The following is a 14,248-nucleotide window of genomic DNA, read 5'->3' as shown; positions in this document are numbered from 1 at the left end:
TAACGGCCCGCTGTCATTGTAACACAGGGGCTATTTGCCGATGCAAAAACGGCTGAAGATCATGTCGAGCAAATCTTCACCCACGGTTTCGCCGGTAATCTCACCCAACGCATTGGCAGCACCGGTTAAATCGGCTGCCAGGAGATCGGTTGCCGCACCGGCAGCCAGGGTTTCTTGAGCTGCACGCAGAAACTCGGCGGCTCGCCGCAGGGCAGCCCGGTGACGCGGATTGCTGACCAGATGCGTTGCGCCAACAGCCGGTAATGTACCACCGAGCAGGGTCGTGGCAATTGTTTTAGCCAGCGTATCGATCCCATGGCCATAGCGAGCCGAACAGGCAACCACAGCCATCGCTTTCGGATGCGGCGGAGCGGGTGGGGGCGGTACATCCGGATCATCGCACTTGTTCCAGACAATGATGGTCGGTCGGTCGGCAGTGGCAACCAGCATCGCTTCATCTTCGGGGGTAAACGGTTGTGATGAGTCGAAGACAAGTAGGGCCAGGTCGGCACCGGCCAGCGCCGCTGCTGCTCGCTCCACCCCAATCTGTTCGACCGGATCGGTGCTGGTGCGCATACCGGCGGTGTCGATTAACACCACCGGTACACCCGCCAGATTTGCCATCTCTTCCAGGGTGTCGCGCGTTGTACCGGGGATAGGGGTAACTATAGCGCGTTCAACCCGGAGCAGGGCATTAAGCAGGCTTGACTTGCCAACATTTGGGCGGCCAACCAGCACGACGCGCGCGCCGTTGCGCAAGACCATGCCCTGATCGGCCCCGGCCAGTAAGCGCTCGACAGTGGCCAGTGCCTGTTCAATTGGCCCGGCCACCGTCTGCGGTTCAATCCCCTCTTCAGGAAAATCGATCAGCGCAGTGATATAGGCCAGCGGTTCAAGGATCGCTGTGCGGGCAGCCCGTACTTCGCGTGCCAGCCAGCCCCCCAACTGCGCCTGGGCAATCGCCAGCCCGGCACTCGTCTGCGCCCGAATTACGTCGAGGGTGGCTTCGGCCTGACTCAGATCGATCCGACCATTGAGGAACGCCCGTAAGGTAAATTCACCGGGATTCGCCAGGCGGGCACCGGCAGCCAGGGCCGCTTCGAGCGTCAACTGGACTGGAAGCGCCCCACCATGGCAAGAGATTTCCACGACATCCTCACGGGTAAAGCTATGCGGAGCGGCCATCAGCGTTAGCAATGCTTCGTCGATCACTTCGCCATCAGGCCCGATCACGTGCCCATAGCGCACCCGATGACTGCGCAACCGTCCTGGCCGCACGGGGCGAAAAATGCGCAACGCAATCGATTGAGCGTCAGGCCCACTCAGACGTATAATACCAATGCCACCTTCTCCGGGTGGTGTGGCAATTGCAGCAATTGTGTCATTCATCGAGGTTCTGTGCGTTTACTTAATACCTTTTTACGGCTGATTACACTCGGTAACGCAGTTGCCCATCTCAGTGGTCTGCGAGGGTTGAGCTGGAGCAACCGATTGGCATTACCGTTTCTGACCCTGGCCTGGAGCCAGCCGGCTTCGGGATGGCGCAGCCATCTGGCCCTGCTATTACCGGCATTCATTGGTCAGATAGGGCTGGCCACGCTCCGGCGACGGCAACTTGATCCAAAACAACAGTTACGGCCAGGACGTTACCCGGATCGCCAGATTGTACGCCTCGATTTACCCGCCCGCCATGGGCCGGTACCGGCACTGCACATCGTACCACACGGTGGGTCAAAGACTGCGGTGCTGGTCACCCATGGTTCAGGCTGCGATAAGACCTTTTACGCCTGGCGCCTGGTGGATAGACTGATTGCGCACGGCGCTGCCGCGCTCTTGATCGATCTCGACGGTCACGGCGAGAGTCCACGGCCCCAGGCGTTTCCACACATGGTTGACAGTGTTGCCGATCCGATTGACTGGCTGCGCCAGCGCTACACTCAGGTTGGAGCTATTGGAATGAGCCTCGGCGGCGCAGTGCTGGCCCGGGCAGTTGCGAACGGCGCCCGCGTGGATGCGCTGGCGCTCTGGGAAGTACCACCACGGTTACGACTCGATGCACGGGCATACCGGCAGGTGCAAATCCGTGAAGCACTGGCAATTCTGCAATTGCGCATGCTACACCTCTTCCGCGATGGTGCTGTTGATCATGTGATCAGAGCGTGGCAAACCAGTGGGATTCGGGCCACGATCAGTACCTGGGATTTATTCGATGCCCTGGCCTTTCCCGACAGCCTGCGCACGCTGGCCCGGCGAGAGCCACCATTACCGACCCTGCTGGTCTATGCCGGACGCGACGCGATTGTACCGCCGGCCGCAGCAGCCGAAGTTGCAGCGCTGGCAGCCGGCTGGGCTGAGTATCATCTCTTGCCGTTCGCCAGTCATATCTCGCTCCCGATAGACCTGGAATGCATTACGCTCACGGTTGACTGGCTCGCGCGACACCTAAACCAACCTGCCTTCACGACCGGTTTGGTGTCAGAATAGCATCGATCAATCCGTACTCCAGCGCCTGTGGTGCGGTCATATAGAAATCACGACTAAAATCGGCTTCAAGGCGCTCGACGGGTTGCCCGGAATGTTTAGCCATGATCTCGCGCAGCAACCGCTGCAGACGCAGCATTTCATCGACCGCAATCTGGACATCGGGAGCATACCCTTCGGCGCCACCGCCCGCCGGATGCGAGTGGATGGTGGCGTGTGGCAGGGCAAACCGTTTCCCCTTCGTGCCAGCACAGAGCAAGACAGTCGCCATACTCGCGGCACGACCTACGCACACTGTGCAAATATCGGGGGTAACCAGTTGCATCGTGTCGTAGATCGCCAGGCCGGCCCGGATAACGCCACCAGGACTGTTAATGTACATCCAGATATCGCGTTCAGGGTCTTGCTGTTGCAACACCAGCAACTGAGCGATCACCGATGAAGCCAGTTCATCGTCGATAGGTTCACCGATCAACACCACTCGCTCTTTCAGCAGGCGCGAAAAAATATCCCAGCTTCGCTCTCCACGGCTCGTGCGTTCTACAATCGTTGGTACCGGTACAGAAGGCATTGCTATCCTCTTTCTTCATTATCGACAATCACACAACTCCCAGTGACCGATTTCGACTGTCGCTTCACAATAGCTGCGCGCATTGCAATCTCGTATGGCTGCTGATAGCGCGACGGCGTCACCGGTACAATTGCAATCGAGACACTCAACAGTGGATATCGGCACGGTCGTCCCTGACGGTCGTGTCCAACAATATAACCACGCTGACGATCCTCAGGTGCATAGAAGTACGGAATAGTAGCATCGAATCGTTCGATCATTGCCTGTGCGATCTGCTGCGCCCGTTCGAGGGTTGAAACCAGCACAAAATCATCACCACCTAAATGACCCAGAAAATCGTCAGGCGTTCCCTGCCAGTGGACAACCTCAGACAACAAACGGGCAGCGTGTAAGATGACTGCATCACCTTTGAAGAAGCCGTAATGATCATTATACCCTTTAAAATTGTCGAGATCGATATAGCCAACCGCAAAAGGTTCCTGTTTGACCAATCGCTCATGAATAACCTGTTCAATCGTCGTATTGCCGGGTAAGCGTGAAATTGGATTCAGACTGCTCTCACGTTCGCTCCGGCGCAAGATCGAACGAATACGTGCTGCCAGTTCTGCCGCACTACATGGTTTCACCACGTAATCATCGGCACCTAATTGCAGACTGCGTACCTTCTCATCCAACGAACTCACCGCTGAAAGCAGCATCACCGGGATCAGGCGTGTCGTACCGGACGAGCGAATTGTCCGTAGCACGTTTAAGCCATCACTATCGGGCAGTAGTCGATCCAGGATGACCAGGTCGAAGAATTGTTCATGCATCAGCCGTAATGCCGTTGTCGCATCAGGGGCCGTGACCACCACAAAACCGGCATCCGTTAATTGCTGGCTAAGGATAACCCGAATATCCAGTTCATCATCAACCAGCAAAATCCGCGGTACGCTCTGCCCGGCCTGGTGATGCATTGACAGCAGGCGATGGAGCTGCTCGAGCAGCGGTTGTTGCAGGTCGATATAGGGAATGCCTGTTACAGGACGGACTGACCGATCACGGGTGGCCATTGCCACAACCACACCGCGTGTCTCTGGATCGGTATGCACAATTTGCGCACATAAGGCCGGCTCGATGTCGGCAGTGGTGCCGGCAATGACCAGCAAACGTGGACGGCGGTAACGGGCGATATCCAGGCCGGCAGCGCATGATGACACCCGTTCAACCTGCCAGCCGGCATTGTGGAGCAGATCAGCCAGATCATCGAGGGCTGCTCCGCCAACCAGCACTGCTGAACCCGACCCTAGCGATACAGACGGTGGAGCGCCTGCAGATGGTGCAGCGTGCTGATCCTGCCAATACCAGGCCCGTGGGACACGGACAACGATGTCGTCGCCCTCTTGTTGAAGATGTTCTGTCAGCAACTGAGCAAACTGGCGCAAACGCACGGTTGAGCGCTGTAATGAAGCGACCAGATTGTTGAGGCGCTGATCAGTACTCTGTCCATAGTGGTGTGCGAGGAGATCAACAGCACTCTGCAACGACGTAAGAGGTGACACATACTGATGAATAAACCGTTCAACCTCCGGAGAAAATTTACTCATGACTGCCCTCATCTGCTGGAATGACGGAGGTCAACGTGGCAATCAGTCGTTCAGCCGAGACCGGCTTCTCGAGAAAACCACGTGCACCAAGCGCAAATGCCTGGGAAGGTGCATCAGGCGCCAGATCGTTTGCCGTCAACACCACTACTGGAATCGAGGCTGTCGCCTGATCGGCCTGCAACCGGCGCAGCACTTCAAACCCATCCAGGCCGGGCATGCGCAAATCTAACAGAATAGCTTGTGGGCGAACGTGTTGGACGATGGCCAATGCCTCTTCACCATCACCCGCAGCCAGCACACGCATCCCATGGCGCTGGATAAGGCGCGTTAATACCGGACGCACATTCGGATCATCGTCCACAACCATGATGAGTGGTTTATACCTGGTTGTTTGATAATGTATTTCTGCTACAAGCTGATCTACAGAAATCGTTCCTGGAAAGACAACCACGTCTTTCGGCAGTTTAACCGCTGACTCGTCACTAACAATAATTATTGAGGTCAACTGGTAGAGTGCAAGAGTGCGTAGTCGTCCAATCACCTCCTCGGCATTGACAGGATGCAGCAGAACGGTCACTGCCGGCTGACGTGCCGGCAACGTCGTTTGCAGATCGGCGATAGGCGTAATGACAACTTCCCAATCTGGTTTTGCCATGAGCCGGGCGTGCAGCACATCTGTTAACGGATGACCATCAGAACCGATCAGGATGAGCGGACGCTGATCGGCACTCGCAATCCGCTGCACCGCTGCCAGCGGTACCGTAAAGCTGAACGTACTGCCAAAACCAACATCGCTATCCACCCAGATGCGACCACCGTGCAGCTCAACCAGTTGCCTGGAGATAGCCAAACCAAGACCAGAGCCACCCCTGACGTTACTCTTCGACTGATCAAGCTGCTGGAACTTCTGAAACAGTTTAAGTTGATCAGCTCGAGAAATACCCGGCCCCCAGTCACGCACACTGAAACGCACCATCCCCTGCTCGTGGGCAACACTCACAACAACCTGTTGCCCTGCCGGTGAAAATTTGATCGCATTTGAGAGCAGGTTCACCAATACCTGCACGATCCGGTCACGATCAACATCCACCAACGGAAGATTTGGCGGCACGTCGAGTGAAATGGTCACCTGCTGCTGACGGGCAAAACTGGCCAGGTCATCAATTGCGTTCCGACAGATCTCTTCGGGAGCGACGGGATGGCGCTGTAATTGTAATTGCCCCCGTTCAATTTTGGCAATATCCAGAACATCATTCACCAGTCGCAACAGGCGGTTTGTATTGGTCAGTGCCCGTTGTAGCAAGTCACGCTCGACACTCGACATATCACGAATCAGACCGGACTTACCTCGTTCACTATCACCCAACAACAACTGGAGCGCACCCTGAGTACTGGCGAGCGGTGTACGTAGTTCGTGGGAGACCATGGAAACAAACTCATTTTTCATCTGCTCCACTTCGCGCTCGCGAGTCACATCACGAAAGATCAGGATACGTCCGAGGTACTGTTCACGGCGATCAACAACCGGAGCCGAGAAACATTGCAAACGTCGTACCTGTGGCCAGACCACCTGAAACTCTTCATTTGCCCGGTCGGTTTCTGAACCTAGCAGTTGCCCGAGCCACAATCCCAGGCGGGCAGGATGGGCGAAGACCCGGTTGAAGACCTGCAACAGATCGTCATATGGCCGGCCTTTCAGATCGTGCTCGGCAACACCGAAGAAATAGCAGGCACGGCGATTAACCATCACCACCCGGCGCCGGGCATTGATCAACACAATGCCATCATTCGTTGTTTCAACCACTGCCTGCGCGTGATCCAGCTCAGCCCGTAGACGCTCAAACAGGCGCGAATGCTCGATAGCCACGCCGATCTGTCTGACCAGTGACCGCAACCATTGCCATTGCCGTTCACTGAAACCATTTCCTGGCCACGGCACCAACTGTACAACACCGGCCTGCCAGCCTCCGGCGACAATGGTCAACGACAGAATGCCATCAATCGCATGCTCACAAAGAAATCTGTGTAGAGGGGCAATCTCGTGTGACGATGATGGATCGGCAACCAGATAGACGACTTCGTTACTCGACTCAAGCAGCGATTCGGCCAGCACCTGGCAATGCCGCCCCAGATCGTTTTGCCACAACTGACGCAACGTAGGCGCAAAGGCCGTAGCAAGAGCATTGACTTTGACGCTTTGCAAGCGCAACGATTGCGCCTCATCATCGTACAGATAAAGCGCTCCCGCTGCGGCTTCGCCAATCACCACTAACTGATCAAGTGCTGCTTCAATCAATTGATCGAATGTATGGGTGTAAAGCAGGGTCAGGTTGGTGATCGCGTCGGAGATTACTCCTTGATCGGATTGTCGCCTGTCGGTGGATGCCAGCATTGCCCGTGCATAGGTGGCATCATCGACGAGAAACTGCAATGCGCTGATCTCCTCATCAGAAACCGGTGACAACCAACCGCACACACACACTGCTTCCAGCCGCCCCTGCTCGATGAGCGGCAGAATCACCACCTCACGCGGTGGTCGATCAGGCCAGATTGCAGAGGTAAGTGCCAGCGCCAGGGGGGTCGATTGCTGATCTGGAATAAATCTGATCGGTTGACGCAAAAGGCGTAAATCGTGTAGCAGATAGTTCGGCACCGTAATGTAATCCGGGAAGACCGTCGTCCCACGATCTACAAATCGTTGAAGCAGATCAGCTTCAGGGTCTAACTGATAAATGACTGCCATGTCGGCTGCTGCCACACTGCGTGCGCCGTCGAGCAGCACCTGCCATACCATATCGCGTGACGTTGCGCGATACATTTGCCGGCACAAGATAGCCAGTAACACCGCTCGCTCAGACACTTGCACGATATGCCCTGCCACCTTCCTGTCTATAGAACGCTCTACGTCTTCGCATCGTTCAGAATAGACTGAATGTAATCGACCAGTTCAAAGACATTAAATGGCTTTTCGACCCATCCTCGCACAGCCGGATGAAAATCGTGATTTGACAGATGTGCCTTGGGGTTAGCCGTAAGCAACAACACAGGGATATGTTGCCAGACGGGATGTTGACGCAAATGCTGGCATAATTCAAGACCATCCATCTTCGGCATTAACAGGTCAATCAACAAAAGATCAAACGACTCGCGATCAAGAATGGAAAGGGCTTCAAGACCATTACCGGCAACTGCTACCGTATACTGGGCGTCTTCCAGCGCCATGCGGGTGATGACTTGCAAATCAGGCTCATCTTCGACCAGAAGAATTTTCGTACTCATGCTCTTCCATTAAAACTATCTGGCGGGCAACCTCTTCAATTGCTATGCGCTGCTTGCGGTAAAAATCAGACTCACTCATGGCCAACCGATGAGCAACATCACGAACCGTCTGTCGGCGCAGGAAACGTCCTTCTAACAAATTGTACAACAACCATTCCTGGGCTGACGGATCAATTTGTTCATCAGGACGTAAATTAGCGATTGCCTGCCGTAGTACGGCCTGTAATGCTCGCGTTGGGCTTCCACCCTGTTCGGCGAGAATCCGCCGCACGCTGCGTAGACCAAGGAGCGGACTCTCAGCCAGCTTTGGCCCACCCCACAACTGGGTAAGCGCATCCTTTACCAACTGAGGAAAATCTGGATGCAAGACAATATCATCATCGAGATTACTTAACGTTAGCGGGGTTGCCTGTTCCAGGCGGGAACTCAATTGCTGCAACGATTGCATCTCCGGCGCCAGCTCTCGTAAGGCATCGAAAATCTGTCGTTGCATCTGCACAGTCGTCAGCGCCAGCTCGATCTGATGGGCCAGGCCGGTCACCATACGACGCATATCGGCAGACATACCACCATTACGGCGCAATTGATCGAGAGTCGCTTCCAGCCCAATTGCGCCGAGAAAAATGCCATCGGGACTTCGCAGTGGAAACAGGCAAAAGTCGTCGATCACCACAAACGAACCGCTATCCAGACTTGCAGCAGCGTCATACGGCATGGACTCCAACTGAGGGAGGATGGACATCACCGGATGATCGGTAACAAACCGCCGAACATCACGGCGCGATCCCCATACCGCTTTAACGCTAAAGCCATCTTCACCCGGTGCGACCACAAAACCGGTTTTGACGTGCAATGCACTACAGATCGCAACCAGCGAATTCTCCAGCAAAGCCCGCAGATCGGCACGGGTGAACATGTTGCGAGGCAAATTGCGCAGATAATCGATCTCAGAATGATCCTGGCGATAGATTAACGCATCGAGGTAGGGTTTCGCCTGCGTCACAAAGATCGGCATCAACACCGTCATCACCATCACACCGAAGGTGATCAGCGTCTCTGGTGGCAACCCCAAATACTGCGCAATGACCGGCACCGCTTGAATAAACAGGATGGTAGTAATACCAACAAACGGGCCATATAACCACCACCGTACAAAATCCTGTTTAATCAATCGTTCCGGGATCAGCATGCCTTGAAACGCTACCGAATAGGTCATGACGGTAAGCATCACGATCACAATCAGACTGGCAACCGCCTGTAACGCCAGAATCAGAGTGAGTGGTATCACATTCGGTGAAGCTATCAGCAGAAACGGAAAGACACCGATCCCTGGCGCGGCAAAGGTTGCTCCCAGATAACTTAAGCGTCGACGCTGAGCAGGTGTCAAGGCCGAGCGACGGACAATCAGAATCGCGATCAGGGCCGAGGCTATGGCCAGACCGAAAAAGAGGACGTAAAACCAAAAGAGCGGGCCAGCATTGAAGCGCGCAACCGGCCCACTTGGCGAACCGGTGTAGATGACCAGATTTGTGCCGAGGACAACCAGCAAAAAGATTGCCAGACTACCGATGTACGCAGCATACACGCTTCTACGCCAACGTTGGGCAATCGTATTTGCACTGCCAAAGGCCAGCAAGGCATTCGCAAAATGGATATACCCTGCCGGTACCAGCACAATACCTAACCACTGAGCACGACCCAGAAATTCAATCGTGGCCGGACGCTGCGCACGAGCCAGCAAGAGATCGCCACTGTAGGCAATGATGACCCCGGCCAGCAACACACCTAATGATCTGACAATATCGCTGCGCCAGTTTTGCAACACAATATACGCCAGAAGCGAAAAGCTCACAATCAATACCGCAGCGAAGAGAAGTTCATTGATTCGTTCGAGAATTGCTACCATATCAATGTGTACAGGAACCAGATACGCTCAAGAAAGTTTGCCAGTATGCCATGAACCCGGCGGCATTAAGCGCAAATACCTGTCTTCCGCAACAAGCAGCCTGAATTGTAATAAGTGACCTGTATATCTGCACTACTACTATTCCAATCAGAGGGTTAGTTTGAATTATACCATGGCAGGTAGCAGACACAACTACTGGAATAAATGTTATTTATGTCAAGTAAACAAGGACAGTTTGTGCTATAATCGAGGTTGCAGAGCAGGCTTAGAACTGAGAAATTACCATGCGTCAGCTTCCAAATTTGCTAGGTCTCTTCCGTATTCTTGCTACACCTGTCCTGGCCTGGATGGTACTGCTTGCCTCGCCGACCGCCTATCTGGGCGCAGCCATTCTACTGTTGCTGATGGCGTTGAGTGATATGGCCGACGGTCGCTTGGCCCGCCATCTGAAGGTTGTTTCACCTCTCGGCGTTTTTATCGACACAATTAGTGATAAGATTTTCGTTGCCGGCGTTCTCATTCCAATGATTGAAACCGGGCTGATTCCAGCCTGGATTGCACTCACCATCATTATCCGGGAGTTTGTTGTTTCCGGTCTCCGCTCATTTGCCGCTGCCGAAGGGATTGTGATCTCAGCCCGTCGCTTTGGGAAGCAGAAGCTGGTGATTACGGTCGTGGCATTGATCTGGCGGTTACTGGCTGCCCATGCCGAGATCGGTGGTTTTCTCGGTGTTATCTTCGGCGGTAGTCTTGTCCCGCTGCTGAATCTGTGGCCGGTTGTTATGGGGCTGGCATTGATCTGGACGGTCGGTTCAGGGATCGAATACCTCTGGCAGGCATGGCCGCTGTTGCGCCGGGGATGGACGCCGAAGGCATCGTGAACAGGATTGATCATTCCGCAGCGCAATAACCTCTAGTGGTTAGTACAGATTTCAGCCCGTACCACACCGCATTGAGTGTCAGGCTTACCGGTTGAACATCGCGCAAGACATCTGGCAGTACTATAGACAACCTGGTGTCTATCGAACACTGATCATCTCAAGACAAACTGTGCGGAAGCCCGACTTCCGCACGCCACACTAAGTTATACGTGTATTCCCGCATACGCTAATGACGCATCTACGGGTGTAAGAACAGGCGATCAATAGCGTTCGCCAACTGGCGCAGGGTTGTCACCTCGTGCATCGCATCACACATCGGTGCGTATTTGTAGATGTCGCTGCTCAGCGATCCGGGATCGTAGACTCCCCACTTCCAGCGCTCTTCAGTGGCAAACCAGACAATTCGCCGCGCCCGCCGCCGAATCTGCTCGAATGCCGGCAGGTTGGGATCATTGTCGTTGTTGCGTCCATCACCAAGGACAATCACCGTTGTTCGCCGGTCAACTAGGTGAAGCTGATCACGGCAGAATTCAGCCAGTGCATGACCGAGATCGGTACTGTAGCTGCGCGTCGGCCGAATCTCAGCCAATACCTGCGTAATCGCCTGCTCCGGGCGTGATTCGGCAAAGTAGTGCGACATGTCGTACAGGCGGTCAATAAATGCAAACGAGCGGGTACGACTGACCTGATCGTGCAGGGCATAGATCATCAGCAACATACACGACATGACGTGCTGCGTGCTGACGCTACGATCACACAAGATCACCAATTTTGGTTTGAGATGCCGTTTGCGATGACGGATCAGCATCGGCACGCCACCAAATCGCTGATTGGTGCGGATCGTCGCTTTGGCATCGAGGGTACCGGTCTTACCACGACGCTGGCGCAGCGCCAGCCGTGTACGCAGACGGGCAGCCAGTTTTCGTACCAGCGTTCGCATCTCCGGGAGCAGGCTCTCATCAAGGCGTTCCAGCGGTAGGTCGAGTAACTCTCGCTCACTGGGACGGCCCTGACTCTGGCGCGGCCCCTGACCTTGCGCCTGTTCCTGCATCTGCTGCGCCACCTGCTGACCGATCTGCTGCTCCAGCGCTTGCAGGTTAGCCCGTGCGGCCTGTTCGATAGCCTGCAACGCCTCTTCCCGCATCCCTTGCTCGCGGAGCTGGGCAAGGAGCTGACGGAGCGCCTGCTGCAACCGCTGCATCTGCAACTCACGCATCGCCTGGCGCGCCATCCAGTCACGATAGCGTGGATTGGTCATATGTGGCGGAGAGGCATTCGCCAGCATCGAGCGAATCTGTTGATTACTGAGTGGCTGACCGCTCACCATACTCTGGAAGAGCTGACGGAGCGGGCCAGGAGGCAGTTGGGAGAGGAGTTGTTGTAACTGCTGCATCAGTTGTTGCAGTTCAGAGGGCGAAAGCTGTCCACCACCAGCCGGTTGCATTGCCGGCGGAGCGTCTTTGCCAAAATAGAGCGGGAACAGTTCGTTGAAGATCGTCTGATCCTGCCGCTCTTTGATCAGCGCTGTCTGCAACGCCAACCGGAAAATATTGCGGTCGGCAATACCGGCCTGTTCAATCGCTCGCAACGCATCGGCAGACTCAGCAACACTAATGCGCACGCCGGCAGCTCGGAGACCGGCAATGAACTCGGTAATACGTCGATCCATAGCTACTCCGCTAGTTATTTGTCCAATCACTACCACGATACCCACCGCGTGGGCGATCAGGGCGGTCAGGACGATCAGGACGGTCGGGCCGATCTCCCTGCTGCAACAAGCGACGTGCCCGCTGTAAATCGCTCTCGTATTTGAGCAGGACGTTCAGGGTGGTATCGAGCGTTGCTTTATCGAGTTGACGGGCATTCAGCTCAACCAATGCCCGCGCCCAATCAAGCGTTTCGGAAACACTGGGGTGCTTCTTGAGGTCGAGTGTGCGCAGACGCTGCACGAGGGCGACGGCCTCGCGCGCCAGCTTGGGCGCCAGACCGGGCACCTTCAACTGCACAACCCGCAACTCGGCTTCGAGGTCAGGATAATCAATATGAATGTAAAGACAGCGACGCTTGAGCGCTTCACTCAATTCGCGTGTATTATTTGAAGTGAGGATAACGGTTGGCACATGCTTCGCCTTCAGCGTGCCCAGCTCCGGTACCGACACCTGAAAATCGCTGAGAACTTCGAGCAGAAACGCCTCAAACTCGGCATCAGCCCGATCAATCTCATCGATCAACAAGACGACCGGCTTATCACTCATAATGGCGCGTAACAGCGGGCGCGGTAACAGAAACCGTTCCGAAAAGAAGACATCCTCTTGCGAAGCGAGCCGATCAGCCGCTTCACGCAGGCTTTGCGCATCACCGAGCAGATCAGACAGTTTTTCGCGCAGCAGTTGGGTGTAGAGAAGTTGCTTGGCGTATTCCCACTCGTACAGCGCTTTTGTCTCATCAAGCCCTTCGTAGCACTGGAGACGGATCAGCTCTCGTCCCTGCGCTGCTGCCCAGGCCTTCGCCAGCTCGGTCTTCCCTACTCCGGCGGGGCCTTCGGCCAGCAACGGCTTCCCCAAACGCTCGGCAAGAAAAATCGCGGTGCTGATCTCGTCAGAGGCGATATAGTTCTGTCGCCCCAATAAGTCACGCACATCGGCCATCGAATTGAACATTCCCGGGGCCTTTCTGTGATGATCACTCGCGTAGCAGGCGTCTCAGATGCATATCTCGGTTATTCAGACCGGATGAGAGTATTATAACACCGTTTCCCGGCGTTTGCCGGGTAGCACGGTTTTTGCGTTATACTATGGGCATGAAGAGACAACACCGTTTTCGCGCAATCCTGTTCGATCTTGACGGCACACTGACCGATCCCTTCACCGGTATTGCCCGCAGCGTCAATTATGCCCTGCAACGGCTAGGGCATCCACTCCTCAGCGACGACGAGCTTCGGCGCTGGATTGGGCCTCCCTTGCACGCCTCGTTCGAGCAACTGCTTGACGACCCACGGTTAGCCGATCAGGCGGTGGCTCACTATCGGCAACGCTATTGGGAAACCGGCCTGTACGAGAACACCGTCTTCCCTGGCATTCCCGAACTCCTGTCTGACCTCAAAGCCGCAGGCATCCGGCTCTTCGTCGCCACCTCGAAAATTCGTCCGCCTACCGAACGGATTCTGGCCCACTTTGGGCTGCAACCCTTCTTCGAGGCAATCGCTGCCGTCGATCCCGATGACCGCGATGGCAACAAGGCAATGGTCATCGGCACCCTCTTACCAACGCTCGGTGCTGATCGCGCCTGGACGGTGATGGTGGGGGATACGATCTTCGACATCCACGGCGCACGTGCCCATCGGATGCCCTGTATTGCGGTGACCTATGGATATGGGGAGTACCGTGATCTCTACCTTGCCGCCCCGCTCGCCCTGGCTAGCACGGTGGGTACATTGCGAGAGTTATTGAGCGCGGATGATCCACATTCGGTCAGATACCGTCATTCACGGCCCGGCACGGGAAGCCAACATGATCCTACAGCGTAGCGAAGTGAGTTTGTGCGA

General features: G+C 55.3%; 11 protein-coding genes. 3 read left to right on the top strand and 8 right to left on the bottom strand.

Annotated features, from left to right (window positions below; translation table 11 throughout):
- Nucleotides 1-30: 30 nt before the first annotated feature.
- Nucleotides 31-1,389 carry a tRNA uridine-5-carboxymethylaminomethyl(34) synthesis GTPase MnmE gene (mnmE, locus tag CAUR_RS14810; protein WP_012258674.1) on the bottom strand — a complete coding sequence of 453 codons (1,359 nt, stop codon included), beginning with the start codon at nt 1,387-1,389 and terminating at the stop codon, nt 31-33.
- 9 nt (nt 1,390-1,398) lie between these two features.
- On the opposite strand from mnmE, the gene CAUR_RS14805 reads away from it, so the two are divergent.
- Complete coding sequence (locus CAUR_RS14805) at nt 1,399-2,484, top strand: alpha/beta hydrolase (RefSeq protein WP_012258673.1); 1,086 nt, start codon at nt 1,399-1,401, stop codon at nt 2,482-2,484.
- Here CAUR_RS14805 and CAUR_RS14800 read toward each other — a convergent pair.
- From CAUR_RS14800 to CAUR_RS14780, 5 genes are read right to left on the bottom strand one after another with little or no spacing between them, the layout of a single operon-like run.
- On the bottom strand, nt 2,459-3,052 hold the full coding sequence (locus tag CAUR_RS14800) for an ATP-dependent Clp protease proteolytic subunit (protein ID WP_012258672.1): 594 nt from the start codon (nt 3,050-3,052) through the stop codon (nt 2,459-2,461). The two genes, CAUR_RS14805 and CAUR_RS14800, sit on opposite strands and share 26 nt — an antisense overlap.
- Nucleotides 3,053-3,054: 2 nt before the next feature.
- Nucleotides 3,055-4,638 carry a GGDEF domain-containing response regulator gene (locus CAUR_RS14795; protein ID WP_012258671.1) on the bottom strand — a complete coding sequence of 528 codons (1,584 nt, stop codon included), beginning with the start codon at nt 4,636-4,638 and terminating at the stop codon, nt 3,055-3,057.
- Complete coding sequence (locus CAUR_RS14790; RefSeq protein WP_012258670.1) at nt 4,631-7,504, bottom strand: ATP-binding protein; 2,874 nt, start codon at nt 7,502-7,504, stop codon at nt 4,631-4,633. The genes CAUR_RS14795 and CAUR_RS14790 overlap by 8 nt, the downstream gene beginning before the upstream one ends.
- A gap of 35 nt (nt 7,505-7,539) precedes the next feature.
- A complete protein-coding gene (locus CAUR_RS14785; RefSeq protein ID WP_012258669.1) occupies nt 7,540-7,917 on the bottom strand; it encodes a response regulator in 378 nt (125 codons plus the stop codon).
- Nucleotides 7,886-9,823, bottom strand: a complete 1,938-nt coding sequence (locus tag CAUR_RS14780; protein ID WP_012258668.1) for a histidine kinase N-terminal 7TM domain-containing protein — start codon at nt 9,821-9,823, stop codon at nt 7,886-7,888. Before CAUR_RS14780 ends, CAUR_RS14785 begins: the two co-directional genes overlap by 32 nt.
- A 284-nt stretch (nt 9,824-10,107) precedes the next feature.
- Between CAUR_RS14780 and CAUR_RS14775 the strand changes: the two genes are divergently transcribed.
- Nucleotides 10,108-10,704, top strand: coding sequence for a CDP-alcohol phosphatidyltransferase family protein (locus tag CAUR_RS14775; protein ID WP_012258667.1), 597 nt, complete (start codon nt 10,108-10,110; stop codon nt 10,702-10,704).
- Nucleotides 10,705-10,942: 238 nt separating this feature from the next.
- Here the strand turns inward: CAUR_RS14775 and CAUR_RS14770 are convergent, their stop codons facing one another.
- Nucleotides 10,943-12,373, bottom strand: a complete 1,431-nt coding sequence (locus CAUR_RS14770) for a VWA domain-containing protein (RefSeq protein WP_012258666.1) — start codon at nt 12,371-12,373, stop codon at nt 10,943-10,945.
- Nucleotides 12,374-12,383: 10 nt separating this feature from the next.
- Nucleotides 12,384-13,364, bottom strand: coding sequence for an AAA family ATPase (locus CAUR_RS14765; RefSeq protein ID WP_015909308.1), 981 nt, complete (start codon nt 13,362-13,364; stop codon nt 12,384-12,386).
- A 140-nt stretch (nt 13,365-13,504) separates the two neighbouring features.
- Here CAUR_RS14765 and CAUR_RS14760 point away from each other — a divergent pair, with 140 nt between their 5' ends.
- The gene (locus tag CAUR_RS14760; protein ID WP_242604939.1) at nt 13,505-14,230 is read left to right on the top strand and encodes an HAD family hydrolase; all 726 of its coding nucleotides are present in this window, start codon (nt 13,505-13,507) and stop codon (nt 14,228-14,230) included.
- Nucleotides 14,231-14,248: the final 18 nt, after the last annotated feature.

Source organism: Chloroflexus aurantiacus J-10-fl, assembly GCF_000018865.1.
Taxonomy (GTDB): domain Bacteria; phylum Chloroflexota; class Chloroflexia; order Chloroflexales; family Chloroflexaceae; genus Chloroflexus; species Chloroflexus aurantiacus.
This window is presented reverse-complemented; position numbering and strand designations above follow the sequence as displayed.

What these genes read in the sequence shown, in the direction of transcription:
- mnmE (WP_012258674.1), bottom strand. Translation starts at nt 1,389, where the DNA reads ATGAATGACACAATTGCTGCAATTGCCACACCACCCGGAGAAGGTGGC.
- CAUR_RS14800 (WP_012258672.1), bottom strand. Translation starts at nt 3,052, where the DNA reads ATGCCTTCTGTACCGGTACCAACGATTGTAGAACGCACGAGCCGTGGA.
- CAUR_RS14795 (WP_012258671.1), bottom strand. Translation starts at nt 4,638, where the DNA reads ATGAGTAAATTTTCTCCGGAGGTTGAACGGTTTATTCATCAGTATGTG.
- CAUR_RS14785 (WP_012258669.1), bottom strand. Translation starts at nt 7,917, where the DNA reads ATGAGTACGAAAATTCTTCTGGTCGAAGATGAGCCTGATTTGCAAGTC.
- CAUR_RS14780 (WP_012258668.1), bottom strand. Translation starts at nt 9,823, where the DNA reads ATGGTAGCAATTCTCGAACGAATCAATGAACTTCTCTTCGCTGCGGTA.
- CAUR_RS14775 (WP_012258667.1), top strand. Translation starts at nt 10,108, where the DNA reads ATGCGTCAGCTTCCAAATTTGCTAGGTCTCTTCCGTATTCTTGCTACA.
- CAUR_RS14770 (WP_012258666.1), bottom strand. Translation starts at nt 12,373, where the DNA reads ATGGATCGACGTATTACCGAGTTCATTGCCGGTCTCCGAGCTGCCGGC.
- CAUR_RS14765 (WP_015909308.1), bottom strand. Translation starts at nt 13,364, where the DNA reads ATGTTCAATTCGATGGCCGATGTGCGTGACTTATTGGGGCGACAGAAC.
- CAUR_RS14760 (WP_242604939.1), top strand. Translation starts at nt 13,505, where the DNA reads ATGAAGAGACAACACCGTTTTCGCGCAATCCTGTTCGATCTTGACGGC.